At 71.3% G+C, this 22,921-nt stretch carries 25 protein-coding genes; 13 read left to right on the forward strand and 12 right to left on the reverse strand.

What is annotated here, in order from left to right; all coding sequences use genetic code 11:
- The first annotated feature begins 48 nt into the window (after window positions 1–48).
- From ACIPSA_RS15180 to ACIPSA_RS15205, 6 genes are all read left to right on the forward strand, one after another.
- Window positions 49–2,079, forward strand: coding sequence for a HelD family protein (locus tag ACIPSA_RS15180; protein ID WP_402634028.1), 2,031 nt, complete (start codon window positions 49–51; stop codon window positions 2,077–2,079).
- A gap of 58 nt (window positions 2,080–2,137) precedes the next feature.
- Window positions 2,138–2,776: an RraA family protein gene (locus tag ACIPSA_RS15185; protein WP_402634031.1), complete on the forward strand. Its 639-nt coding sequence runs from the start codon at window positions 2,138–2,140 to the stop codon at window positions 2,774–2,776.
- A gap of 12 nt (window positions 2,777–2,788) precedes the next feature.
- Window positions 2,789–3,292 carry an HAD domain-containing protein gene (locus ACIPSA_RS15190; protein ID WP_402634034.1) on the forward strand — a complete coding sequence of 168 codons (504 nt, stop codon included), beginning with the start codon at window positions 2,789–2,791 and terminating at the stop codon, window positions 3,290–3,292.
- Window positions 3,293–3,529: 237 nt separating this feature from the next.
- Entirely contained in the window at window positions 3,530–3,994 is a 465-nt protein-coding gene (locus ACIPSA_RS15195; protein ID WP_402634037.1) for a helix-turn-helix domain-containing protein, read from the forward strand.
- A gap of 77 nt (window positions 3,995–4,071) precedes the next feature.
- Window positions 4,072–4,719, forward strand: coding sequence for a hypothetical protein (locus tag ACIPSA_RS15200; protein WP_402634040.1), 648 nt, complete (start codon window positions 4,072–4,074; stop codon window positions 4,717–4,719).
- 101 nt (window positions 4,720–4,820) lie between these two features.
- A complete protein-coding gene (locus ACIPSA_RS15205) occupies window positions 4,821–5,168 on the forward strand; it encodes a DUF2516 family protein (protein WP_402635392.1) in 348 nt (115 codons plus the stop codon).
- A 301-nt stretch (window positions 5,169–5,469) separates the two neighbouring features.
- Here the strand turns inward: ACIPSA_RS15205 and ACIPSA_RS15210 are convergent, their stop codons facing one another.
- The 3 genes from ACIPSA_RS15210 to ACIPSA_RS15220 form a co-directional block, all read right to left on the reverse strand.
- Entirely contained in the window at window positions 5,470–6,780 is a 1,311-nt protein-coding gene (locus tag ACIPSA_RS15210; protein ID WP_402634042.1) for a PP2C family protein-serine/threonine phosphatase, read from the reverse strand.
- Window positions 6,781–7,031: 251 nt separating this feature from the next.
- Window positions 7,032–8,150: an NlpC/P60 family protein gene (locus ACIPSA_RS15215; RefSeq protein ID WP_402634045.1), complete on the reverse strand. Its 1,119-nt coding sequence runs from the start codon at window positions 8,148–8,150 to the stop codon at window positions 7,032–7,034.
- Between the two features lie 193 nt (window positions 8,151–8,343).
- Window positions 8,344–9,192 carry a class I SAM-dependent methyltransferase gene (locus ACIPSA_RS15220; protein ID WP_402634048.1) on the reverse strand — a complete coding sequence of 283 codons (849 nt, stop codon included), beginning with the start codon at window positions 9,190–9,192 and terminating at the stop codon, window positions 8,344–8,346.
- A 186-nt stretch (window positions 9,193–9,378) separates the two neighbouring features.
- On the opposite strand from ACIPSA_RS15220, the gene mshA reads away from it, so the two are divergent.
- The 4 genes from mshA (at window position 9,379) to ACIPSA_RS15240 (ending at window position 13,937) form a co-directional block, all read left to right on the forward strand.
- Window positions 9,379–10,755, forward strand: coding sequence for a D-inositol-3-phosphate glycosyltransferase (gene mshA / locus ACIPSA_RS15225; protein WP_402634051.1), 1,377 nt, complete (start codon window positions 9,379–9,381; stop codon window positions 10,753–10,755).
- The gene (locus tag ACIPSA_RS15230) at window positions 10,748–11,260 is read left to right on the forward strand and encodes a YbjN domain-containing protein (RefSeq protein WP_402634053.1); all 513 of its coding nucleotides are present in this window, start codon (window positions 10,748–10,750) and stop codon (window positions 11,258–11,260) included. The genes mshA and ACIPSA_RS15230 overlap by 8 nt, the downstream gene beginning before the upstream one ends.
- A 127-nt stretch (window positions 11,261–11,387) precedes the next feature.
- On the forward strand, window positions 11,388–13,049 hold the full coding sequence (locus ACIPSA_RS15235; protein WP_402634056.1) for a glycosyl hydrolase family 28-related protein: 1,662 nt from the start codon (window positions 11,388–11,390) through the stop codon (window positions 13,047–13,049).
- An 84-nt stretch (window positions 13,050–13,133) separates the two neighbouring features.
- Window positions 13,134–13,937, forward strand: coding sequence for a hypothetical protein (locus tag ACIPSA_RS15240; protein WP_402634058.1), 804 nt, complete (start codon window positions 13,134–13,136; stop codon window positions 13,935–13,937).
- Window positions 13,938–14,047: 110 nt separating this feature from the next.
- Here the strand turns inward: ACIPSA_RS15240 and ACIPSA_RS15245 are convergent, their stop codons facing one another.
- Both ACIPSA_RS15245 and ACIPSA_RS15250 read right to left on the reverse strand, forming a co-directional pair.
- Window positions 14,048–14,179, reverse strand: coding sequence for a hypothetical protein (locus ACIPSA_RS15245; RefSeq protein WP_402634060.1), 132 nt, complete (start codon window positions 14,177–14,179; stop codon window positions 14,048–14,050).
- Between the two features lie 29 nt (window positions 14,180–14,208).
- Window positions 14,209–15,465: an MDR family MFS transporter gene (locus ACIPSA_RS15250; RefSeq protein ID WP_402634063.1), complete on the reverse strand. Its 1,257-nt coding sequence runs from the start codon at window positions 15,463–15,465 to the stop codon at window positions 14,209–14,211.
- A gap of 161 nt (window positions 15,466–15,626) precedes the next feature.
- Here ACIPSA_RS15250 and ACIPSA_RS15255 point away from each other — a divergent pair, with 161 nt between their 5' ends.
- The gene (locus ACIPSA_RS15255) at window positions 15,627–16,388 is read left to right on the forward strand and encodes a phosphoglyceromutase (RefSeq protein WP_402634066.1); all 762 of its coding nucleotides are present in this window, start codon (window positions 15,627–15,629) and stop codon (window positions 16,386–16,388) included.
- 203 nt (window positions 16,389–16,591) lie between these two features.
- On the opposite strand, the gene ACIPSA_RS15260 is transcribed toward ACIPSA_RS15255, so the two are convergent.
- From ACIPSA_RS15260 to phoU, 6 genes are all read right to left on the reverse strand, one after another.
- A complete protein-coding gene (locus tag ACIPSA_RS15260; RefSeq protein WP_402634068.1) occupies window positions 16,592–16,807 on the reverse strand; it encodes a hypothetical protein in 216 nt (71 codons plus the stop codon).
- Between the two features lie 359 nt (window positions 16,808–17,166).
- Window positions 17,167–17,955: a DUF5707 domain-containing protein gene (locus ACIPSA_RS15265; protein WP_402634070.1), complete on the reverse strand. Its 789-nt coding sequence runs from the start codon at window positions 17,953–17,955 to the stop codon at window positions 17,167–17,169.
- A gap of 310 nt (window positions 17,956–18,265) precedes the next feature.
- Window positions 18,266–18,505, reverse strand: a complete 240-nt coding sequence (locus tag ACIPSA_RS15270; RefSeq protein WP_402634073.1) for a hypothetical protein — start codon at window positions 18,503–18,505, stop codon at window positions 18,266–18,268.
- Window positions 18,506–18,520: 15 nt separating this feature from the next.
- A complete protein-coding gene (locus ACIPSA_RS15275; RefSeq protein ID WP_402634076.1) occupies window positions 18,521–18,772 on the reverse strand; it encodes an SCO4226 family nickel-binding protein in 252 nt (83 codons plus the stop codon).
- 134 nt (window positions 18,773–18,906) lie between these two features.
- Window positions 18,907–19,062, reverse strand: coding sequence for a hypothetical protein (locus tag ACIPSA_RS15280; RefSeq protein ID WP_402634079.1), 156 nt, complete (start codon window positions 19,060–19,062; stop codon window positions 18,907–18,909).
- Window positions 19,063–19,235: 173 nt separating this feature from the next.
- On the reverse strand, window positions 19,236–19,925 hold the full coding sequence (gene phoU, locus ACIPSA_RS15285) for a phosphate signaling complex protein PhoU (RefSeq protein ID WP_402634082.1): 690 nt from the start codon (window positions 19,923–19,925) through the stop codon (window positions 19,236–19,238).
- A gap of 224 nt (window positions 19,926–20,149) precedes the next feature.
- On the opposite strand from phoU, the gene ACIPSA_RS15290 reads away from it, so the two are divergent.
- Entirely contained in the window at window positions 20,150–21,442 is a 1,293-nt protein-coding gene (locus ACIPSA_RS15290) for a sensor histidine kinase (RefSeq protein WP_402634085.1), read from the forward strand.
- The gene (locus ACIPSA_RS15295) at window positions 21,439–22,119 is read left to right on the forward strand and encodes a response regulator transcription factor (protein WP_010358452.1); all 681 of its coding nucleotides are present in this window, start codon (window positions 21,439–21,441) and stop codon (window positions 22,117–22,119) included. The genes ACIPSA_RS15290 and ACIPSA_RS15295 overlap by 4 nt, the downstream gene beginning before the upstream one ends.
- Window positions 22,120–22,192: 73 nt before the next feature.
- On the opposite strand, the gene ACIPSA_RS15300 is transcribed toward ACIPSA_RS15295, so the two are convergent.
- Complete coding sequence (locus ACIPSA_RS15300; protein WP_402634087.1) at window positions 22,193–22,858, reverse strand: DUF461 domain-containing protein; 666 nt, start codon at window positions 22,856–22,858, stop codon at window positions 22,193–22,195.
- Window positions 22,859–22,921: the final 63 nt, after the last annotated feature.

Below are 22,921 nucleotides of genomic sequence, written 5' to 3' on the forward strand. Positions count from 1 at the left end.
CTCGGTTAAAGATGTAACTCGGTTAAATTATTCGGTATGGTGGATGGCATGACGTCACCCCACCCTGCCCTTGAGGAAGCCCTCCACGACGAACGCGCGTACCACGACACCTGCCGCACCGCCCTCGCCGCCATGGTCGACGGAGCGGCCGAACAGGTCGTCATCGGCGAGGACGTCTCCGCCTCCGGTGCCGACGCCGAAGTCCTCGGATACCGGCTGCGCAGCCATGCCAAGGCGCTCACCGAACTGCCCGAAGGGCCGCTGTTCTTCGGGCGGCTGGACTTCGGCGCGGGGGACGGCGAGCACGGCGGGCAGCGGTACCACATCGGCCGGCTGCGGATCACCGAGCACCCGTCCGCCCCGCCCCTCGTCGTCGACTGGCGCGCCCCCGTCTCCCGCTCCTTCTACCAGGCGAGCGCCCTCGAACCGCGGGGAGTGGCCGTGCGCCGCCGCTTCGGCTGGGCGCCGGCCAGCCGCGGCGACTCCGCCGACCTCACCGGGATGGAGGACGAGCACCTGGGCAAGGGCGAGTCGGGGACCGGCGACTTCGTCGCCCGCGAGATCGAGCGGCCCCGCGTCGGACCCATGCGGGACATCGCCGCGACCATCCAGCCCGAGCAGGACGACCTCGTACGCGGCGACCTCACCGGTTCCCTGTGCGTGCAGGGCGCGCCGGGCACCGGCAAGACCGCCGTCGGCCTGCACCGCGCCGCGTACCTGCTGTACACCTACCCGCAGCGGATCCGGCGCTCCGGACTGCTGATCCTCGGCCCGAACCGGACCTTCCTCTCCTACATCGCCGAGGTGCTGCCCTCCCTCGGCGAGACCGGCGTACGGCAGTCCACCCTCCACGACGAGATCGCCCGGCATCCGGTCGGCGGCACCGACTCCGAGCGGGCGGCGGCCGTCAAGCACGACGCCCGCATGGCCGAGGTGCTGCGCCGGGCGCTGTACGCACGGGTGTCGGCCGACGGAGTCGAATCCCTCGCCGTGGCGGACGACTCGTACACCTGGCGGGTCTCGGCCGACGAGCTGGCGGAGATCGTGGCGGGAGTAAGGGCCGAGGAACCGCCGTACGCCGTCGGGCGCGAGCGGGTGCGGGCCCGGGTGGTGCGCTCCATCCAGACGCGGGCCGAACGGCGGGCGGGGCCGCAGCCGGGCTCCTGGGTGCGGCGGATCGAACGGGCGCGGGCGCTGAGCGCGTACGTCGACGCCGTGTGGCCGAAGGTCCGGCCCGAGGAGGTCGTCGCCGGACTCCTCATGGATCCCGGGGAGCTGGCGCGGGCGGCCGAGGGGCTGCTGGACGCCGACGAGCAGGAGGCGCTGCTCTGGACGCGGCCGCCGCGCTCGTACAAGTCCGCGCGCTGGTCGGCCGCCGACCTCGTCCTGCTCGACGAGGTCGGCGGGCTGATCGAACACCCCGAGGGATACGGCCACATCGTGGTCGACGAGGCGCAGGACCTGTCGCCGATGGAGTGCCGGGCGATCGCACGGCGGGCCTCCTTCGGCTCGCTGACCGTGCTCGGTGACCTGGCGCAGGGCACCACACCGTGGTCCGCGCGCCGGTGGGACGTGCTGCTGCGCCACCTGGGCAAGCCGGACGCGGCCGTGGTCCCGCTGACGACGGGGTTCCGGGTGCCCACGGCGGTCGTGGAGCTCGCCAACCGGCTGCTGGGACGGCTGGACGTCGACGTACCGGCGGCCCGGTCGATGCGGCGGGACGGGGAGCTGTGCATCCGGCACTGCGACAACGTGCTCGGCGAGACCGTGGCCGCCGTTCGGGACGCGCTCACCCGGGAGGGCTCCGTCGGGGTGGTCGCGGCGGACGCCGACGCGGCCCGGGTGCGGGAGGCGCTCGCGGCCGCCGGGATCGCGGTGGCGGGGCCGGACGAACTGGGCGCCCGGGTGGCGGTGGTGCCCGCGACCGTCGTCAAGGGCCTGGAGTACGACCATGTCGTGGCCGTGGAACCGGCCGCCGTCGCGGAGGCGGAGGAGCGGGGGCTGCACCGGCTGTACGTGGTGCTGACCCGGGCGGTGTCGCGGCTGGACGTGGTGCACGGGCGGCCACTGCCGTTCTAGGGCTGCCCCAGGCCGGTTCCGGGCGATGGCCAAGGGCGGGGTCGCTACCGTCGGCCCCATGACCGACACCACCACGACTGACGTCACCGGCTTCCAGGACATCCCCCCGACCACCCTCGCCGACCTGCTGGGCCGCGCGCAGGTCATGGACATCGGCATACGGCCGCTGTGGGACCCCGTCCCGCGGGTCGCCGGCCCGGCGTTCACGGTCAGCTGTCCTCCGGGGGACAACCTCATGCTCCACGCGGCCATCCACCGCGCGCAGCCCGGCTCGGTGATCGTCGTGGAGTCGGGGGACCTGGACTACGCGCTGGCCGGCGGGAACGTCTGCGCGGTGGCCCGGCGGCGCGGCATCGCGGCCTTCGTCGCCGACGGGCTGATCCGTGACCTGGCAGAGGTGCGCGAGATGGGCTTCCCGGTGTTCGCGCGGGGCGTCATACCGATCCCCGGAGGGAAGAAGGCGGTTCGGCCGCTAAACGAGCGGGTCAGGTGCGGCGGTGTGAACGTCGGCGCCGGGGACGTGGTCGTCGCCGACGAGGAGGGCGTGGTGGTCGTGCCGCACGCCCGCCGGACGAAGGTGCTCGCGGACGCCCGCGCCAAGCTCGCAAAGGAGGCCGCCGAGACCCTCGACGCCTGGCAGGCGGCACACCGGGCCCGTATCGACATGATTCTCGCCGGGAACGGCTTCGATGTCTGATCCTGTTACCTGATGCTCCTCTTCCTCGACGTCGACGGCCCGCTGATCCCGTTCGGGGCGACGAACCGCCCGTACCCGGTGTACGAGGCGGCGGGCGTCCCTCCGGAGGCGGCCGCCGGCCATCCTTTGCTGTCCCGGATCGATCCCTCCCTGGGCCCCCGGCTGGCCGCGCTGGGCTGCGAGCTGGTGTGGGCCACCACGTGGATGGACGACGCGAACACCGTGGTCTCGCCCTGGCTCGGTCTGCCCCCGCTGCCGGTCGTGGAGTGGCCGGACGAGGACGCGCCGCCGGCTCTGCTGCACTGGAAGACCCGGCCCCTGGTCGCCTGGGCGGCCGGCCGCCCGTTCGTCTGGCTCGACGACGAGATCACCGAGGCCGACCGCGCCTGGGTCGCCGCGCACCACCGCCGGCCCGCGCTCCTGCACCGCGTCGAGCACTCCTACGGCATTACGGACGCCGACTTCACGACGGTCACGCAGTGGCTGCGGACGAACGGGCGAACCGCGGGCCCGTGACACCGCGCGGCGACGAGCGCGAACACCGGGCGCGGCCGACACGCCAGGCCTTCCGCCGCAGTGCTCCATCCGGCTGGCCGCCGGTCACCTCTTCGGTCCCGGTTCCGGCGTGTCGGGGCCGGGGGCGTGGCGGTGATGCCAGCCTGGGCCGGGCCCCGAGCCCCCGTGGGAGTGGCGTGACACACTTTTGCAAGCAGGTGCTTGCAATTGTTAGCACGGGTGGGGCAGGGTGGGGGCATGGCATCGCTCAACGTCGGCAATCTCGGTGAGTACCTGCGCGAGCAGCGTCGCAGTGCGCAGCTGTCGCTCAGGCAGCTCGCCGATGCCGCCGGGGTCTCCAATCCGTACCTGAGCCAGATCGAGCGCGGGCTGCGCAAGCCGAGCGCGGAGGTGTTGCAGCAGGTCGCCAAGGCCCTGCGGATCTCCGCCGAGACGCTGTACGTCCGCGCAGGCATCCTCGACGCGGAGCGGGACCTGGACGAAGTGGAGACGCGCGCCGTCATCCTCGCCGATCCCACGCTCAACGAGCGGCAGAAGCAGGTGCTGCTGCAGATCTACGAGTCCTTCCGCAAGGAGAACGGATTCGCGGGCGTCTCGGACGGCGACGGCGCGGAGGAGACCCGGCCCCACGAAGACACCACCGTGCGCGGCACCCGCACGGCCGACGCGAGCGAAGCCGATCCGCAGCAGGCGGCAGGCTGAACCGGACCAGGGCGCCGGCCGCCCGACTGCGGACCACAAAACCCTCAGCCGAATGTGAATCCGGGAGGACCCTCACCATGGCCATCACCGACGATCTGCGCAAGACCTTCAGCGACCCGACTCCGCTCTACTTCGCGGCCGGCACCGCCGACCTGGCGTACCAGCAGGCCAAGAAGGTGCCGGCCCTGGTCGAGCAGCTGCGCGCCGAGGCCCCGGCCCGCATCGAGGCCGTGCGCAACACCGACCCGAAGGCCGTGCAGGAGAAGGCCGCCGCGCGTGCCAAGGAGGCCGGTGCCAAGGCCAAGGAGGCGCAGGAGACCATCCAGGCCAGGGTCAACGAGTTCATCGGCGCCCTCGACGGCGACCTGAAGAAGCTCGGCACCACGATCGACGCGGACCTCAAGAAGCTCGGCGAGTCCGCCCAGGACCTCGCCCTGCGCGGTGTCGGCGTCGCCGCCGAGTACGCCGTGAAGGCCCGCGAGACCTACGAGAAGGTCGCCGAGCACGGCGAGCAGGCCGTGAAGTCCTGGCGCGGCGAGGCCGCCGAGGGGATCGAGGAGTTCGCCGTCGCCGTCGAGCCGAAGGCCGAGCCGGCCGTGGTCGAGGACGAGCCGAAGCCCGCCGAGGCCCAGGCCGAGTCCGCTGCGGCGAAGAAGCCGGTCGCCAAGAAGGCCCCGGCTCCTCGCAAGGCCACCGCCAAGAAGACCACGCCGCCCGCCAAGTAAGCGGCGGCTGGACGCACGGGCCGGGCACCCCTGGGGTGTCCGGCCCGTTGTACGGGTACGGTGGCCGCGTAGGAGTCGGGAGAGAACGGGCGGTGGACGGCATGCTGATGTTGGGCTTCGCGGGGTTCCTGGGGATCTTGAAGATCATCCTGATGGCTCTCGCGGCGTTCGGGCTGTTCGACGCCGCGTTCCGGCGCGAGGACGCCTTTCGGGCGGCCGACAAGCAGAACAAGATCTTCTGGCTGATCATCCTGGGTATCGCGCTCGTGGTGAGCTACCTCTTCTCGATCCTCTCGATCCTGCCCATCGCGGGCGTGGTCGCGAGCATCGTCTACATCGTCGACGTACGCCCCGCGCTCAAGCAGGTCTCGGGCGGCGGCCGCGGCTGGGGCCGCCGCCGCGGAAGCAGCAGCGACGGTCCGTACGGCCCCTGGAACGGCGGCCGCTGACCGGTCCCTCACGACTCCGGGGCCGACGGGACCGCGGCCGTTGGTCCGGCAGGACTACGGCTGCTGGTCCGGCGGACTGTGACTCCTGGTCCGGCGGGACTACGGCCCCCGGTCCGGCAGGGCTGCGGCACCGGTCCGGCAGGACCGTGGCTCCTGGTCCGGCGGACTGTGACTCCCGGTCCGGCAGGGCTGCGGCACCGGTCCGGCAGGACCGTGGCTCCTGGTCCGGCGGACTGTGACTCCCGGTCCGGCAGGACTGCGGCACCGGTCCAGCAGGACCACGGCTCCCAGTCCGGCAGGACTACGGCACCCGGTCCAGCAGGACTACCGCCACGTCGTCCGTCAGCTCACCGCCGTTGAGTTCGCGGACCTCGTGGACCGCGGACCGCAGCAGATCCTCCCCGCGCAGACCGGCGGCGAGCTGGCGGCGGACCATCTCCACCATGCCGTCCTGGCCCAGGCGCTCCCCGCCCACGCCGACACGGCCCTCGATCAGTCCGTCGGTGTAGAGCATCAGGCTCCACTCGGCGCCCAGCTCTACCTGCATACGCGGCCAGCGCGCACCGGGGAGCAGGCCGAGGGCGGGGCCGTTGTTGTCGTACGGCAGCAGCTCCGCGGGCCGGCCGGGGCGGGTGACCAGCGGGGACGGGTGGCCGGCCAGGCACAGGCCGGCCCAGCGGCCGTCGGGCGAGATGTCCACCGTGCAGAGGGTCGCGAAGATCTCCTCGTCCGAGCGCTCGTGCTCCAGCACCTGCTGGAGCGTGCCCAGCAGCTCGTCGCCGCACAGTCCGGCCAGCGTCAGCGCCCGCCAGGCGATGCGCAGCTCCACGCCGAGCGCGGCCTCGTCCGGGCCGTGGCCGCAGACGTCGCCGATCATGGCGTGCACGGTGCCGTCGGGTGTGCGCACGGTGTCGTAGAAGTCGCCGCCGAGCAGCGCGCGCGAACGGCCGGGGCGGTAGCGGGCGGCGAAGCGCAACGACGAGCCGTCCAGCAGGGGCGTCGGCAGCAGGCCGCGCTCCAGGCGACGGTTCTCCTGGGCGCGCACCCGGCCCTCGGCCAGGCGTCGCTCGGCCGTGTCGGACCGCTTGCGCTCCACGGCGTACCGGATGGCGCGGCTCAGCAGCCGTCCGTCCAGTTCGTCCCGGAAGAGGTAGTCCTGGGCGCCCACGCGCACGGCCTCGGTGCCGCGCTCGGCGTCACCGGACGCGGTGAGCGCGAGGACGGCATGCCGGGGCGCGAGCTCCAGCACGTGCTTGAGCACGGCCAGCTCGTCGTCGCCGGCGCCGGCCCGGCCGGGGGCCGGGAGCGCGAGGTCGAGCAGGATGCAGTGGACGTCGTCGGTGAGCAGCCGTCCGGCCTCGGTGAGGTTGCGGGCGGTGCGGACGCGGATGGGCTTGCCGGCCGAGTCGAGCAGTTCGGGCACGATCGGCGAGCCCGCCGGATCGTCCTCGATCAGCAGCAGCGTGAGAGTGGCGCCGGCCGCGCTGTGGGTGGTGGCGGCGGCTTCGGTGCGGTTGGCCTCTTCCGTGAGGGGGCCGCGTGCGGACGCGGCCTGCGCCTGACCACTCTCCACGGCCGGGATCGCTCTCTGCCGCGGTACGGGTACGGGCATCTTGTTGGGTTCCTTCCCTCCCCCCGAGGGCACGGGTGGGGCGAGGGACCTCGACCCACCGACGGGGACCATAGCGGTACAGGCCGCCGCAGCGGAATGGTGTGAGCCGCGTCGCTAGGTCGCAGGCCGCTGGCATATGCCGCGATCCATAGCGGAGTTGGACACGGTGGCACTGGGCAGGGGATGACGAAGGTCACGTCCGGCCCGGGTTTGGAAGGGTGTTGACCATGGACTGGGTCACATGACCCGTGTCACGCGTCCGGCCGCACCACGCCCAGAATGGGCATTTCGCCCGCCCCGGCGAGCGTCACCGTCCGTCCGGGCCGCGGGGCGTGGATGATCGCGCCGTCGCCCACGTACATCGCCACATGGCTCGCGTCGTCGAAGTAGATGATGAGATCGCCGGGCCGCATGTCCTTGAGGTCCACGTGCTTGAGCTGCTTCCACTGCTCCTGCGAGGTGCGCGGGATCGCATGGCCGGCCTTCAGCCAGGCCTGTGAGGTCAGGCCCGAGCAGTCGTACGTGTCCGGGCCCTCGGCGCCCCACTGGTACGGCTTTCCCATCTGGGCCGTCGCGAACTCGACCGCCTTCTTGCCCTGCTCGGACGCCTTGCCGTTGATCTCCTTCAGGATGCCGGTGTCCAGCCAGGCGGTCTGCGCCTTGTGGGCGGCCTCCTGTTCCAGCTTGGCGAGGCGCTCCTTCTCCTTCTTCTCCAGCCGGGACTGGAGCTTCTCGGCGGCCGCGATCTGCTGCTTGATCTTCTTCTTGGCGGCGGCCTTGGTCTTGCGGTTGGCCTCCAGCTTGTTCCACTGGGCGGAGGCGTCCTGCGCGTACTGCTTCAAGTCCTGCTGGGTGCGGGTCATTTCCACGATCAGACCCTTGGTCGCCCGCTGGCCCTGGAGCACTTGCCCCGCGCCGTCCAGGAACTGCTGCGGGTCGTCGCTCAGTATCAGCTGGGCCGCGGGCGGCAGTCCGCCCGTGCGGTACTGGGCGCGGGCCGCGGCGCCCGCGCGGTCCTTCAGGTCGTCGAGCCTCTTCTGGCCCTCGACGATCTTCTTCGCCAGCTCGACGATCTCGGCGGACTGCTTCCGGGTCCTCTCCTCGGCGGCGTTGTACTCGTCGGTGGCGACGGCCGCGTCGTGGTAGAGCGCGTCGAGCTTCTCGCGGACGGCCTCAAGGTCCTTGTTCGGCGGGAGAGTCGGCGAGGCCGTGGGGGTGGTCGTGGGGGTGGCCGCGGGGGGTCTGGTCGTGGCCGTTGCCGTGGGTTTCGGCTTCGGGGCCGCGAACGCCGTGCCGGGTGCCGCCAGCACGGTCACCGCGCAGACCACGGTCACGGCCGCCGTGAGCAGGCCGCGCTTGCCCGTCCCCATACCCCGTCCCCCAAACTGATTTACCGTCAGTAACTTACGGTCGCCCGGGGGATCGTGCCATGTCGTGGCGTAAAGCGACAGGGGTGGTGCCCGGTGGATCCTCCCCACTTTCCCGTCCGGACATGACGATCTCCCGCCGATGTGACGAACGGCGCATGAAGATCGTTCCCCGCAGGTCAGGGGCCGGGAGGGGTCAGTTCCGGGGTGCCAACGCCGTCCACGCCACCGTCACTTCGCCCTGCCGCCACCGCGCCGCCGAGTCCGTCACCGGCCAGTCGGCCGTCAGGTCCCGCACCGCGCGGATCCAGCGCTGGCGGGCGCCGTAGGAGGCGTAGGGCGCGGCGGCCGCCCAGGCGCGGTCGAAGTCGCGCAGGAAGGCGTGCACCGGCTCACCCGGGACGTTGCGGTGGATGAGCGCCTTGGGCAGGCGTTCCGCGAGGTTGGACGGCCGCTCCAGGGACCCCAGTCGGGTGGCGAAGGTGACCGTCCGCGGCCCCTCGGGACCGAGCGCGACCCATACGTGCCGCCGGCCGATCTCGTCACAGGTCCCCTCGACGAGCAGCCCTCCCCGGGAGCCCGGGCCGATCGGCGCGAGCCGCCGGCACAGCCGCTCCCACACGGCGGCGACCTCGCCCTCCTCGTACTGTCGCAGCACGTTGGCGGCGCGGATGAGGTGCGGCCGCTGGGGGACGGGGATCTCGAAGCCCCCGTGCCGGAAGGCCAGGCCCTCGCGCTCGTACGGCTTCGCCGCCGCGACCCGGGCCGGTTCGATCTCGACGCCGACCACGCGCGCGCGGGGCGCGGCGGTGCGGAGCCTGCCGAGCAGTTCGACCGCCGTCCAGGGCGCGGCCCCGTACCCCAGGTCGATCGCCACGGGGTCGGCGGCCCGGCGCAGTTCGGCGCCGTGTGTGGCCGCGATCCAGCGGTCCATGCGGCGCAGACGGTTGGGGTTGGTCGTCCCGCGCGTCACCGTTCCCACGATGGGGGTGCCCCCGCTCGAGCGAAGCCGAGAGTGGGGGAGGGTGGCTGCGCGGGCTGTCATACGTACGAGGGTATGCGGGGCCGGGTCGGCGAACGCGCCTCAGCATCGAACGGTTGAGCGATTGGTGGTAATGATTCGGCAAAGCTCCTTGATCGGGAAATGGGGCCGCCCCTCCCGCTGTTGCACCCCCTTGGAGGGCGCCCCAGGTCCTCCCACCGGCATGCCCGCAGCAAGGAGGAACGCCACGTGAGCCAGTACGTCAGCAGGCTCGGGCGTCGCTCTTCGGCGGCCCCCTCGCGGCTCAGGCTGCACCGCAGGCCCCGCCGTGTCGCCATGCTCTCCGTGCACACCTCACCGCTCCACCAGCCCGGCACCGGCGACGCCGGCGGCATGAACGTCTACATCGTGGAGCTCGCGCAACGCCTGGCCGCGATCAACATCGAGGTCGAGATCTTCACGCGGGCCACGGCCGGCGGACTTGCGCCCACCGTCGAACTCGCCCCGGGCGTCCTCGTCCGGCACGTCGACGCGGGCCCCTACGAGGGCCTGGCCAAGGAGGACCTCCCGGCCCAGCTGTGCGCCTTCACGCACGGCGTGATGCAGGCCTGGGCCGGCCACCGCCCCGGCTACTACGACCTCGTGCACTCGCACTACTGGCTCTCCGGCCACGTCGGCTGGCTCGCCGCCCAGCGCTGGGGCGTCCCACTGGTGCACGCCATGCACACCATGGCCAAGGTCAAGAACGCCAACCTGGCCGACGGCGACACCCCCGAGCCCGCCGCCCGCGTCATCGGCGAGACCCAGATCGTCTCGGCCGCCGACCGGCTGATCGCCAACACCGCCGAGGAGGCCGACGAGCTCGTACGGCACTACGCCGCCGACCCGGCCAAGGTCGCCGTCGTCCACCCGGGCGTCAACCTCGACCGTTTCCGCCCCTTCCCCAAGGGCGGCGACCGGCCCCTTCCGGGGGGACCCACGACCGCCCGCGCCGCCGCCCGCGCCCGCCTCGGCCTTCCGCAGGACGCCCTGATCCCGGTCTTCGCGGGCCGCATCCAGCCCCTGAAGGCCCCGGATGTGCTCCTGCGCGCCGTGGCCGTCCTCCTGGACGAGCGCCCGGAGCTGCGGTCGAGGATCCTCGTGCCGGTCGTCGGCGGCCCCAGCGGCAGCGGCCTCGCCAAGCCCGAGGGCCTGCAGAAGCTCGCCGCGCGGCTCGGCGTCGCCGACGTCGTGCGGTTCCGGCCGCCCGTCGGGCAGGAGCAGCTCGCGGACTGGTTCCGGGCCGCGTCCGTCCTCGTCATGCCCTCCTACAGCGAGTCCTTCGGGTTGGTCGCCATAGAGGCGCAGGCGGCCGGCACGCCGGTGCTCGCCGCCTCGGTCGGCGGGCTCCCGGTGGCCGTGCGGGACGGTGAGACCGGATTCCTGGTCCAGGGCCACGATCCGGCCCACTACGCGCGCGTGCTGGGCCGTTTCGCCGACGACCCCACCCTCCCGGACCGCATGGGCGCGGCCGCCGCCCGGCACGCCCAGTCCTTCGGCTGGGACACCGCGGCCGCCGCCACCGCCGACGTGTACACGGCCGCGACCCAGGCCCATCGCCGTCGCGTACGCTCCCACCATGGGTGAGGCTTCACAGCGGCAGCAACGGGCGGCGCAGGTCATCGAGGATGCCCTCAAGGACGCCGAACTCGACTGGGAGAGCCCCGAGCCCGGCAACTACGTCGTCAAGCTCCCCGGCACCCGCAAGCTCTCGACGACGGTCTCGCTCCTCGTCGGCCGGCACTCCCTCTCCCTGAACGCCTTCGTGATCCGCCACCCCGACGAGAACGAGGCGGCCGTCCACCGCTGGCTCCTGGAGCGCAACCTCAAGCTGTACGGCGTGAGTTACGCCGTCGACCGGCTCGGTGACATCTACGTCACCGCCCGCCTGCCCCTCGCCTCCGTCACCGCCGACGAGACCGACCGGCTCCTCGGTCAGGTCCTGGAGGCCGCGGACGGCAGTTTCAACACCCTCCTGGAACTCGGCTTCGCCTCCGCGATCCGTAAGGAGTACGCCTGGCGGGTGGCGCGGGGCGAGTCGACACGGAACCTGGACGCGTTCACGAATCTGATCCAGCGCCCGGCTGACTGAGCACGTCTGACTGAGCAACCGACTCTCGGTACGACCCCTTCCGCGTGAAGGGGCTCTGGTGGCATGCTCACCGCCAACGCACATCTGAACGTCGTTCACGTCCATGAAAATCGCCATGGAAGTCACCATGGGAGGGCGGACGGACATGGGCAAGGCGCACCTCACAAGACGGGCCCTGCTCGGCGGAGCCACCGCCGTGGCGCTCGGCGCGGCGACGGGCACCGCGGCGGCCGCGGAAGTCCCCGCGCTCTGGCGGGAGTTCACCCGCACCCCGTTCACCCACCCGCAGATCCCGTACATCGGCCGGGCCGGCTGCCACGGCGGGGCGGCGTGCTTCCCCCGCCGCCCCGCCGTGGCCGATGTGACGGACTTCGGCGCCGTGCCGGACGGCACCACCGACTGCGCCCCCGCGATCAACCGTGCCATCGCCGCCGCCGGAAGGGCCGGCGGTGGCACGGTCACCATCCCGCCCGGCACCTTCCGCATCGACGGCCTGATCCGGGTCGCCGACTCGAACGTGGTCGTCAGGGGCGCCGGCAGCGACCGTACGAAGCTGTACGCGACCAAGAACCTCACCGAGCTGATCGGCGTCTACGGCTCCCGCTACGGCGGCGACAAGTCCGCCTGGTCCTGGGCCGGAGGGCTCATCTGGCTGACCCCGCAGGCCCGTTGGGACTCCCTGGTCGCCGCGATCGGGGCCAGGGCCTGGCCGTTCGAGGGCTGGACCGGCAACCGGCGCGACGAGTGGACGACCCTGACGACCGTCGAACCGGCCCGCCAGGGCTCCTGGACGCTGACCGTCGCGGACTCCCGCCGGCTCAGGCCGGGGCAACTGGTCCTCCTCCGCCTCGCGGACGACCCCGACCACACCCTCCTGGAGCACATGTCGGGCGGCGGGCCCGGTCCACAGGCGTACTACTGGGACGACAAGACCAAGCTGACCTCGTACGTCCCCTACGAATGGCCCGTGCGCGTCACCCGCGTCCACGGCCGCCGCGTCACCCTCGAACGCCCGCTCCCGCTGGACGTACGACCCGAGTGGGACCCCCGGCTGACCACCCACGTACCGGAGTTGACCGGGTCCGGTGTCGAGGGCCTGACCCTGGAGGCGGTGGAGACCCCGCAGTCCCCGCACCTCCTCGACAAGGGTTACAACGGCGTCGTCCTGCAGTGCGCCTACGACTGCTGGCTGGACGACGTCACCGTCCGGCACGTCGACAACGGCTTCGGCCTGGTCGCCGCCTCCGCCTGCACCCTGCGCGGCACACGCGTGTCCGGCCGCGGCTCGCACCACCCGTACTTCTGCCGCGAGGGCTCGCACGACAACCTGATCGAGGACTTCACGATCGAGGAGCGGACCGTTCCCGCCCCGCCGAACACCCAGCTGCACGGCATCAACGTCGAGGGCCTGTCCTCCCACAACGTGTGGTCACGCGGCGACATGCGCATGGGCACCTTCGACAGCCACCGCGGACTGCCCTTCGCGAACGTCCGTACCGACATCACGGTGAACAACAACGGCCGCCACGGCGGCGACGCGAGCGCCGGGCCGCTGTTCGGCGCCCGTTTTACCCACTGGAACGTCCGGGTCACCAACGGCCGCGCGGGCCTGATGAGGATCGACGGCCTGGCGCCGTACTCCGCGACCGTCGGCCTCAACACGGTGACCGAGTTCGACCAGACCGACGTCCCCGACTTCGCGGGCGACCTGCACTCCCGGCTGGAGCTGTACGGCACGACGGACGCGGTGCGCCCGCGCAACCTGTACGAGGCGCAGCGGGGCCTGTGAGGCATGTGAGCCACGGCTGTTAACCTGCGGCAACCCGAATTCTTACCTGACCCTTACCGGTCTCTCACCAGCAAGAGGTTGTGCATGCGCGCAGGCAGATCCGGCTCCGCGGTCGTGCTCGCGGGAGCGCTCGCCCTGGGGGCGTTCGCCGCGCCGTCCGCGGAGGCGGCGGACACCGGCATCACGGTGTCGAACCTGGTCGTGAACAAGGGCAAGCCCGTCATCGTGGGCACCACCGCGGAGGTGCGGCCCGGCTTCACCTTCCACATGACCCTGCCGTCCGGCGTCGGCGTCGACGACGTGACCCCGTTCCCGTACCTGTACCACGACACCACGGCCGCCAAGGGCGCCGAATCCGGCGGCATCTACACGGGCTTCACCACCTGCAACGAGGCCGGCCCGCGCGCTGCCGACTGCGAGGGTGAGCTGTACATCGATCCACGCTGGAGGCTGGACTCCAACAACGACGCGACGACCTGGAAGACGGCTGTCTGGGTGCGCGTCTGGGACTCGAACGACCACCTCAAGGGCGAGGAGTACCTGACCGGCTTCAGCTCCGTGCAGGTCAAGCGCGCGGCGAAGGTGACCGTCAATGCCACGCCCGAGCCCGTCACGAAGGGCAAGGCGCTCACCGTGACCGGCAGGATCACCCGCGCGGACTGGGTGAGGCACGCCTACACCGGCTTCGGCGGCAAGGCGGCCAAGCTGCAGTTCCGCAAGGCGGGCACCAGCACCTACTCGACGGTCAAGACCGTGTCGGCGGACTCCGCGGGCTACCTGAAGACCACGGTCACCGCGTCCACGGACGGCTACTGGCGCTGGACCTTCGGCGAGACGGCCACGACGGGCGGCGCGACCGCGACGGCCGACTACGTCGACGTCAACTGACCCGCTGCCGCCTCACCGGCCGCTGACCCGGTAGCGCCCCGGCGTCACGCCCACCAGTTTCCTGAAGTGCCGGGTGAGACGGGCCTGGTGGTCGAACCCGGCCGCGCACTTCAGGAAACCGGTGACGCCACCTCGCCCGGCGCCCGCCCGTCGAGCAGCTCACGCAGCGCACGGGCGACGGCGGGGTCGCGCCGGTTCTCGGCCTCCAGCTCGTCGCCGGGGTGCGCGAGCGCGCCGTGCACGCTCCCGTGAGGCGGGCGCGGGGCCGGCCTCACGCCGTACGGACCTCGGGCTCGGCGTTCGCCGCGGCGGTGGAGTCCGTCGCCCCGGCCGCCGGAAGGCGCCGCATGACCACGGAGTACCCGATCGCCGCCGCCGTACCGACGACCGCGCACATGCCCCACAGCCATTCCGCGCCGAACCGGTCGATGACGACGCCGGACATGAGGGGCGCGACCAGGGCGGCGAGGGACCAGGACAGGGTGTACATGCCCTGGTAGCGCCCGCGCCCGTGAACGGGCGACAGCCGGACGACGAGGCTGGTCTGGGTCGGGGCGTTGACGATCTCGGCGAGCGTCCACACGCACACGGTGAGCGCGAAGACGCCGACCGATCCGGCGAAGGCGGTGAGCCCGAAGCCGTACCCGGCGAGCACGGAGGAGACGACGAGGAGCCGTCGTGCGTCCCGGTGCTCGATGAAGCGGGTGACGGGGATCTGCAGGGCGACGATCAGGATGCCGTTGGCGGCGATGGCCATGCCGTAGTCGGCCGGCGAGAACCCTGCCGCGCCCATCGCCACCGGCAGTCCGACCGAGCCCTGCTGGAAGACGACCGCGACGAGGAAGGACAGCCCGACGACGGCCATGTACCTGCCGTCCCGCAGCACGGTGCCGAGACCGACCTCGTCCCCCGCCCCCTTGACGGCCTCCCGCACCGGCCGCGACTCCGGCAGCTTGGCGAAGACGACGACCGCGCAGGCCGCCGTCATCCCCGCCTCGATCAGGAAGCCGGCGAGATAGCTGACCTCGGCGATGAAGCCGGCGGCCATGGAGGAGACGGCGAAGCCGAGGTTGATCGCCCAGTAGTTGAGCGAGAAGGCCCGCACCCGGTCCTGAGGCCGGACGATGTCGGCCATCATCGCCTGCACGGCGGGCCGGGAGGCGTTGGAGGCCATCCCGACGAGAAAGGCGACGGCGGCGATGGCGACGGGGTCGTGCATGAACCCGAGCAGCGCCACCGAGGCGGCGGTGGCCGACTGGGCCACGAGCAGCGTCGGCCGCCGCCCGAGCCGGTCCGCCATCACACCCCCGCCGAGGGAGGACACGACCCCGCCGAGCCCGTGCAGCGAGGCGACCAGACCGGCGTACGACGCGCTGTATCCCCGGTCCAGGGTCAGATACAGGGCCATGTACGTGGCGACGAAGGCACCGAGCCGGTTGACCAGGGTGCTGGTCCACAGCCACCAGAACTCGCGGGGGAGGCCGGAGACGGTGTCCCGGGCGGCGCGTCTCAGGGCGGCGAGCGGCATGGATCCCCCACGGTCGGACAAGCTTGTGTAAGTGCCTGGCTTGGCGAGGACACCTTACGAAGGGCCTGCTCGACTGAGCCACTCAATTAACAGATGCCGTCAATCGTCCGGCCTTCGGGCACTCGAGCGAGGGTCCGAATGCGTGGATTACGCTCTGGGGCATGGCCGACGCACCGTACAAGCTGATCCTCCTCCGCCACGGCGAGAGCGAGTGGAACGCGAAGAACCTGTTCACCGGCTGGGTGGACGTCAACCTGAACGAGAAGGGCGAGAAGGAGGCAGTCCGCGGTGGCGAGCTCCTGAAGGACGCCGACCTCCTTCCCGACGTGGTCCACACGTCCCTCCAGAAGCGAGCGATCCGCACGGCGCAGCTGGCCCTCGAAGCCGCCGACCGCCACTGGATCCCCGTCCACCGCAGCTGGCGCCTGAACGAGCGCCACTACGGCGCCCTCCAGGGCAAGGACAAGGCGGCGACGCTGGCGGAGTTCGGCGAGGAGCAGTTCATGCTCTGGCGCCGCTCGTACGACACCCCGCCGCCCCCGCTCTCGGACGACTCCGAGTTCTCCCAGGCGAACGACGCGCGCTACGCCTCCATCCCGCCGGAGCTGCGCCCGCGCACGGAGTGCCTGAAGGACGTCGTCGTCCGCATGCTCCCGTACTGGTACGACGGCATCGTCCCCGACCTCCTGGCCGGCCGCACGGTCCTGGTCGCGGCCCACGGCAACAGCCTCCGCGCCCTGGTCAAGCACCTGGACGGCATCTCCGACGCCGACATCGCGGGCCTGAACATCCCGACGGGCATCCCGCTCTCCTACGAACTCGACGCCGACTTCAAACCGCTCACCCCCGGCGGCAAGTACCTCGACCCGGACGCGGCCGCGGCAGCCATCGAGGCGGTCAAGAACCAGGGCAAGAAGAAGTAGCTTTCTTGATCATGCCCCTGATCTGCGCTTTCGGTGCGGAGCAGGGGCATTTTCGCGGTTTGGGACCTCCCTGGCACCTCAGCCCGTGTGATCTTGCGGGCGGAGAAGCGTGCCCGAGGGGTCGGCACAGTCCCTGCGACTCTCCCGGCTACGCTCGCGCGGGAGCGCCCCGCGGCGCGTGGCTGCGGGGCGCCCTCTGGGGTTCAGTCGACCGTCTCCCCGTCGTGCGTACCGCCCTTGCAGAGGTTGCCCGGCTCATTGATCGCGGGCACTCCGCCGCCCTCCCTGCACTGCCCAGGGGTGACGTAGGATTTGGCACCCTGCGCGGTGGCGGCGGTGGCGGTGGCGGCGCCTGTGAGGCCGAGTCCGGCGAGGGCTGCCGTGGCGATGACGGCGGCGAGGATTCGTCGAATGCGCATGTGGTTCCCCTTTCACGGATTACCTCGGTTGGGGCACTAGTCAGTTTGATCTTCACCCATGTGGGTGGCACGTCACGTTGGGCCATTCGGGTGACAGTGCTGCCCGCCCGCGTCCTCACCACGCAAACAGGCACCGAGGTGCACCGGCCAGAACAAGGGGTCGTCCAGATAGGCCACTGTCTGGGCCTTCTCTGGGCCGTCCGAGGTCGCTCGACAGTGGCCAACAACGACCGATGACGACCATCCGGCCGCCTATGAGTACTGCCCTGACCAGCAAAAAGCCCACATGAGCAAGCCCCCTGGCTGCGCTCTGTCCGCCGGCAGGGGGCTTTTCGGTGGGGCTGGTTCGGCTGCTGGGGCTACTGCACGTCCACGAAGTCGCCCGGCGCGTTGGCGGCCGGGGTGGTGGAGGTGCCTGCGAAGGCCCAGCGCCAGTAGCCGTCTTCGAACGCGGGGACCGTGGTCGTCAGGCTGCCGGTGCTGGAGGTGTTCACCGTCTTGACGGTGGTGTAGGTCGTGGTTCCGGCCTTGCGGAACTGGAGTTTGACCGGCTGGCCGGCGTAGCCCCGGTAGTCGAGCGTGTCCCAGTTGGCCCGGGTGAGCTTGCCGGTGACGGTCAGTGTCCTGCCCTTGGCGACCGGCTCGGGACCTGCGTCGGCGGTCAGTTTGGAGTGCCGCTGGAGGCGGGTGGTGGTGTAGGCGTACCGCTCGGTCCAGCTGCCGTCGTTGGCCGACACCTGGACGCCCACCTTCCACGTGCCGGCGTCGGCGTTCTTGAGCCACCAGTCCGGTTCGAAGGTGAAGGTCTTCGAGCAGGTGGACGTCGTGCTGCTGGAGGCGACGCAGTCCGCCGGTTCGGTGTCCTCGTTGGTCGCGACGTAGCTGTCGGCGCTGAAGTAGGGGTCGGTGCCGTCCGGGCCCCGCCAAAGGTAGAAGTCCGCGTCCCAGATGCCCGACGGGTCGGTGGCGGTCACCGAGACCGTGACCGTCTTGTCGGCCGTGTCGACCACGATGTTCTTACCGCCGTTGACGACGACGCTGTCGACCTGGATGTCGCCATGGGTCTCGTCCGCGTAGGCGCCAGGGGCGGCGAAGCCGGCCAGACCGGCGACGGCGGTGAGTACGGCAAAAGCAGCGCGCTTGCGCATGTATCTCCTGAACGGGTCGATGAGGTGCGATGAGGGGCAGCCCGAGCTGGTGAGGGACCGGTGCTGAAGGCGCCGGAACGGCCGATGAGGCGGGCGCTGGTCTCGTGCAGCTGTGCGGAGGCGACGCGCGATGCCACCTTCGTCCCCCAGTTCCATCGCATGACTTGGGCACAGCCGTCGCACAGGCTGCCCCCAGTACCCAGCGCACCTGCGTGCTCAAACGTCACGTGCGGTGCGGGGGTTGGGGGCTTGTCACATCCCGGGGGCCGTCACGTGACGGGGCCGGGAGAGCGTGGTTGCGGCTGCTCTCTCACGGCTGCCTCCGCTCCCGCGTCACGGAGAGCGGCAGCCGCCGTCTCGGCCACCTCGTCGGGCTCCCGTCGAGAATCACGACGGGAGCCCGGTCCGTCAGGACCTTGCTGTGCCAGAGGCTCAGTCCGGTCAGCCGGCGTACGACCTGGGCGACGTCCAGAACACGGGCGCCCGGGACGGTGAGCACCACGTCCTTGGGCACGTCGTCGCAGACCAGCGTGACGTACTCGACTTCCATCCCTGTTCCCTTACGTCACCAGATCGACAGTGGCACCGGACGGATCTCGTCCGCCCGATGGCCCGCGCGTTCGTGGATGCGCTGGACCGCTTCGGCCGAGGGGGCGTCGGAGAGGCAGTACATCGTGCCGGACTCGGGGTCTGCCCAGGCCCTCTCGAAGTGCACGTCCTCCTCCTTCTCGATGGCCAGGTCGGCCTGGTGCATCCGACTCAGCTGGTCGTCGGTGATGCCCTTCATCCCGTGGTGGACGTCCATGAACTGGGTCATGGCCACGCGCCTCCTTCGTGCACGCACTGCCTGTGTTCCCTTTCATGCTGCGCCTCACCGCCCGCCGGGCACACGACGAAGGACCCCGGTGATCCATCGCACCGGGGTCCTTCGTCGTCGTACGAGAGCTGTCGTCAGCCGCACTGGCAGGGATTGCCGGACTGGCACCCGCAACCGCAGCCCGAGCCGCAGCCGCACGCGCCGAAGAGCGGGAGGCTCCTGGTCTCGGTGGGCTGGTCCGTCTCGCGCTGCTGGGTGGGGTCGGGCGTGGTGCCGGGGGATTCGGCCATGGGTCCCCTCCTTGAGGCTTGGGCCTGGTGCCTTTGCCCATTCCATGCCCGGTTTGCCGGGCGCATCAACGGCGCACAGTGGCGTTCGCGCGCCCTGGCAGGGCAACGCGCGACGCCACCGGGCAACCGTCGAGCGCCCCGCGGCTCCCGGAGCGCCCGCGGCTCCCGGAGGACTACGCGCCCTCCGCCCCCGTCACCGGGTGGATGTCGGCCTGGAGCTCGTCCGCGTGCTCGCCCGTCACCAGGTAGACGACGCGCTTGGCGACCGCCACCGCGTGGTCGGCGTACCGCTCGTAGTAGCGGCCGAGCAGGGTGACGTCGACGGCGGTCTCGATGCCGTGCTTCCAGCGCTCGTCGATCAGGTGCTGGAAGAGGGTGCGGTGCAGGAGGTCCATCTCGTCGTCGTCCTGCTCCAGCTGGAGCGCGAGGTCGACGTCCTTCGTCACGATCACCTCGGCGGCCTTCGCCATCAGGCGCTGGGCGAGCTGGCCCATCTCCAGGATTGTGGCGTGCAGGTCCTGCGGGACCGCGCGCTGGGGGAAGCGCAGGCGGGCGAGCTTCGCCACGTGCTGGGCGAGGTCGCCGGAGCGCTCCAGGTCCGCCGACATACGGAGCGAGGTGACGACGATCCGGAGGTCCGTGGCCACCGGCTGCTGGCGCGCGAGCAGGGCTATCGCCCGCGCCTCCAGGTCGTGCTGGAGCTCGTCGACCTTTTGGTCCGCCTCGATCACGCTTTCGGCCAACTTGAGGTCGGAGTCGAGGATGGCCGTCGTGGCGCGCCCGATCGCCGACCCGACCAGCCGGGCCATCTCCACCAGACCGTCGCCGATCGAATCAAGTTCCTCGTGGTACGCGTCCCGCATCAGGATTCCCTCTCGTACGTGTGCTTTCGTGGGTTCCGGGGGCTGGGGCCCGTGGCGAAACCAGCGGTGCGAACCCCACGCTCCCACGTTCCGGCCCCCACGCGTCCGTTTCTGCCACCCCAAATGAACCAATACTGGCTCCAAGGTGAACTCTGGGCGACGAGTGTTCTAGCTCGCACCTCGACGGCTGTGGCCATCACCTGTCCCATGCCTAACCTGGATGCATGGACGTGAACGCGGCGGTCGCCGCAGCGGCAGCGATCGCCGGGGTTCTCACCGGTGTGATCGCCATGCTGGCGTTCCGCTGGAGCGAACGCGACCAGAAGCGACCGACCAGGACTTCTCTGCACACCGACCCCGTGCTTCCGCCGGGCGTGGACACCGTACTGTCCGTGCTCCGCTCGTCGGCGGTCGTCCTCGACGAGGCCGACGCCGTCGTCAAGGCCAGCTCCGCGGCATACGCCCTCGGACTGGTGCGCGGCGGCAAACTCGCCATCGAGCCGATGCTCCAGATGGCCCGGGACACCAGACGGGACGGAGAGATACGACAGGTCGAGCTGGACCTGCCGAGGCGGGGCACCGGACGGGGCGAGGCCCTGGCCGTCTCCGCCCGCGTGGCGCCGCTCGGGTCCCGGCTGGTACTGCTCCTGGTCGAGGACCTCACCGAGGCCCGCCGGATCGAGGCCGTACGACGCGACTTCGTCGCGAACGTCAGCCACGAGCTGAAGACCCCCGTCGGCGCGCTCTCCCTCCTGTCCGAGGCCGTCATGGACGCCTCCGACGACCCGGAGGCCGTGGAGCGCTTCGCCGGACGCATGCAGATCGAGGCCACCCGGCTGACCAACCTGGTCCAGGAGCTCATCGACCTCTCCCGGGTGCAGAACGACGACCCGCTGGAGGACGCCGAGCCCGTCCGGGTCGACGAGCTGGTCGCCGAGGCCGTCGACCGGTGCCGCCACCAGGCCGGCACCAAGCAGATCACCATGGCCGCCGGCGGCACCGCCGACCTGCACGTGTGGGGGAACAGGGGGCAGCTCGCCGCCGCCCTCGGCAACCTCGTCGAGAACGCCGTCAACTACTCCCCGGCCCGCACCCGCGTCGGCATAGCTGCCCGCAGGGTCAGCGTGCCCGGCGGCGACCAGATCGAGCTCGCCGTGACGGACCAGGGCATCGGCATCTCCGACAAGGACAAGGAGCGCATCTTCGAGCGCTTCTACCGCGTCGACCCGGCCCGCTCCCGGGCCACCGGCGGCACCGGTCTGGGTCTCGCGATCGTCAAGCACGTGGTCGCCTCGCACGGCGGGGAGGTCACGGTGTGGAGCGCCGAAGGCCAGGGCTCCACCTTCACCCTGCGGCTGCCGGAGGCGGGCGTGGCCCGCGACCGCGCCCAGCAGCACCCCGACCTCGACGACGAGGCCGGTCAGGCCGCACACTCATCCCCCGGATCATCCGGATCCGCCGAATTCCCCGAGTCAACCGCGTACGCAACGCTTCCCGCCCCGGAGGTCCTTCCGTGACCCGAGTGCTCGTCGTCGAGGACGAGGAGTCCTTCTCCGACGCCCTGTCGTACATGCTCCGCAAGGAGGGCTTCGAGGTCGCCGTGGCGGCCACCGGCCCCGACGGACTCGACGAGTTCGAGCGCAACGGCGCCGACCTCGTCCTGCTCGACCTGATGCTGCCGGGGCTTCCCGGCACGGAGGTGTGCCGGCAGCTGCGCGGCCGCTCCAACGTTCCGGTGATCATGGTCACCGCCAAGGACAGCGAGATCGACAAGGTCGTCGGCCTGGAGATAGGAGCCGACGACTACGTCACCAAGCCCTTCTCCTCGCGCGAGCTGGTCGCCCGCATCCGCGCCGTGCTGCGCCGCCGCGGTGAGCCGGAGGAGGTCACGCCGGCGGCCCTGGAGGCCGGCCCGGTCCGCATGGACGTCGACCGCCACGTGGTGACGGTCTCCGGCTCGAAGGTGGACCTCCCCCTCAAGGAGTTCGACCTCCTGGAGATGCTGCTGCGCAACGCCGGGCGTGTCCTGACCCGTATGCAGCTCATCGACCGCGTCTGGGGCGCCGACTACGTGGGCGACACCAAGACCCTCGACGTCCACGTCAAGCGCCTGCGCGCCAAGATCGAGCCGGACCCGGGGGCGCCGCGGTACCTGGTGACGGTGCGGGGGCTCGGGTACAAGTTCGAGCCGTAAGCCGAGGCATGAGTGAAGGGCGGCACCCCTCGGGGTGCCGCCCTTCACTCGTACGGCTTCGTCGTACGGCCGGTCAGTTGCCGGAAGGCGTGGCCGACGCCGACGCGGAGTCGCTCGCGGTCGCCCCGGCGGTCGCGGTCGCGGTGGCGGACGCGCGGTGCTTGCCCGGCTTGGCGCTGGTGGACGCCGTGGCACCCGCGGCGGGCGTCGCCGACGCCGTCGGGATCTCGCTCGGGCCCCACTCGGTGAAGTAGTGCGCGGCCGGGACGACGAAGGCGCGCAGGCTCACGTCACCGGTCGTGCTGAAGGTGAAGGTGATCTTCTGGGCGTTGCCGTCCTGGACCGACTCGCGGCTGCTGGACAGCACGGCGGAGGCGTTGTTCTTGCCGCCGATGACGAGCGAGCCGCCGGGCGGGATGCTCAGCGACCCGCCCTTGGCGGGGGAGAGCTGGGCGGTCTTGCCGGTGCCGGGGACGACGATCGACTGGAGGGTCTGGGGGTGGATGGTGTCGGTGTTGAAGATGGTCGCCGAGATCACGGCCGGTCCGTCGGACGTCAGATCGGGCTGGGTGATGACGGTGGCGTTCTGCACCTTGATGCTGCCGACGCTCGTCGCCGCGTTGTCCGGCTTGACCTCCAGCGTCTGGGAGTCGCTGCCGGCAGCGCACGCGGCGAGCGAGGCGATCGAGAAAACGACGGCGGAGGCGGCGAGGGCGCCGCGTCGAAGGCTGCTGCTCACGGCGGCGGCAACTCCTTGAACGCACGGGCGGCTCCCTAATAAAGCCACCCTAAGTGTCTGTCA

It is taken from the genome of Streptomyces sp. NPDC086549, assembly GCF_044746205.1.
GTDB lineage: Bacteria > Actinomycetota > Actinomycetes > Streptomycetales > Streptomycetaceae > Streptomyces.

Excerpts from the sequence above, each read along its gene's own strand:
- ACIPSA_RS15180 (WP_402634028.1), top strand. The coding sequence starts at position 49 with ATGACGTCACCCCACCCTGCCCTTGAGGAAGCCCTCCACGACGAACGC.
- ACIPSA_RS15185 (WP_402634031.1), top strand. The coding sequence starts at position 2,138 with ATGACCGACACCACCACGACTGACGTCACCGGCTTCCAGGACATCCCC.
- ACIPSA_RS15190 (WP_402634034.1), top strand. The coding sequence starts at position 2,789 with ATGCTCCTCTTCCTCGACGTCGACGGCCCGCTGATCCCGTTCGGGGCG.
- ACIPSA_RS15195 (WP_402634037.1), top strand. The coding sequence starts at position 3,530 with ATGGCATCGCTCAACGTCGGCAATCTCGGTGAGTACCTGCGCGAGCAG.
- ACIPSA_RS15200 (WP_402634040.1), top strand. The coding sequence starts at position 4,072 with ATGGCCATCACCGACGATCTGCGCAAGACCTTCAGCGACCCGACTCCG.
- ACIPSA_RS15205 (WP_402635392.1), top strand. The coding sequence starts at position 4,821 with ATGCTGATGTTGGGCTTCGCGGGGTTCCTGGGGATCTTGAAGATCATC.
- ACIPSA_RS15210 (WP_402634042.1), bottom strand. The coding sequence starts at position 6,780 with ATGCCCGTACCCGTACCGCGGCAGAGAGCGATCCCGGCCGTGGAGAGT.
- ACIPSA_RS15215 (WP_402634045.1), bottom strand. The coding sequence starts at position 8,150 with ATGGGGACGGGCAAGCGCGGCCTGCTCACGGCGGCCGTGACCGTGGTC.
- ACIPSA_RS15220 (WP_402634048.1), bottom strand. The coding sequence starts at position 9,192 with ATGACAGCCCGCGCAGCCACCCTCCCCCACTCTCGGCTTCGCTCGAGC.
- ACIPSA_RS15230 (WP_402634053.1), top strand. The coding sequence starts at position 10,748 with ATGGGTGAGGCTTCACAGCGGCAGCAACGGGCGGCGCAGGTCATCGAG.
- ACIPSA_RS15235 (WP_402634056.1), top strand. The coding sequence starts at position 11,388 with ATGGGAGGGCGGACGGACATGGGCAAGGCGCACCTCACAAGACGGGCC.
- ACIPSA_RS15240 (WP_402634058.1), top strand. The coding sequence starts at position 13,134 with ATGCGCGCAGGCAGATCCGGCTCCGCGGTCGTGCTCGCGGGAGCGCTC.
- ACIPSA_RS15250 (WP_402634063.1), bottom strand. The coding sequence starts at position 15,465 with ATGCCGCTCGCCGCCCTGAGACGCGCCGCCCGGGACACCGTCTCCGGC.
- ACIPSA_RS15255 (WP_402634066.1), top strand. The coding sequence starts at position 15,627 with ATGGCCGACGCACCGTACAAGCTGATCCTCCTCCGCCACGGCGAGAGC.
- ACIPSA_RS15260 (WP_402634068.1), bottom strand. The coding sequence starts at position 16,807 with ATGCGCATTCGACGAATCCTCGCCGCCGTCATCGCCACGGCAGCCCTC.
- ACIPSA_RS15265 (WP_402634070.1), bottom strand. The coding sequence starts at position 17,955 with ATGCGCAAGCGCGCTGCTTTTGCCGTACTCACCGCCGTCGCCGGTCTG.
- ACIPSA_RS15270 (WP_402634073.1), bottom strand. The coding sequence starts at position 18,505 with ATGGAAGTCGAGTACGTCACGCTGGTCTGCGACGACGTGCCCAAGGAC.
- ACIPSA_RS15275 (WP_402634076.1), bottom strand. The coding sequence starts at position 18,772 with ATGACCCAGTTCATGGACGTCCACCACGGGATGAAGGGCATCACCGAC.
- ACIPSA_RS15280 (WP_402634079.1), bottom strand. The coding sequence starts at position 19,062 with ATGGCCGAATCCCCCGGCACCACGCCCGACCCCACCCAGCAGCGCGAG.
- phoU (WP_402634082.1), bottom strand. The coding sequence starts at position 19,925 with ATGCGGGACGCGTACCACGAGGAACTTGATTCGATCGGCGACGGTCTG.
- ACIPSA_RS15290 (WP_402634085.1), top strand. The coding sequence starts at position 20,150 with ATGGACGTGAACGCGGCGGTCGCCGCAGCGGCAGCGATCGCCGGGGTT.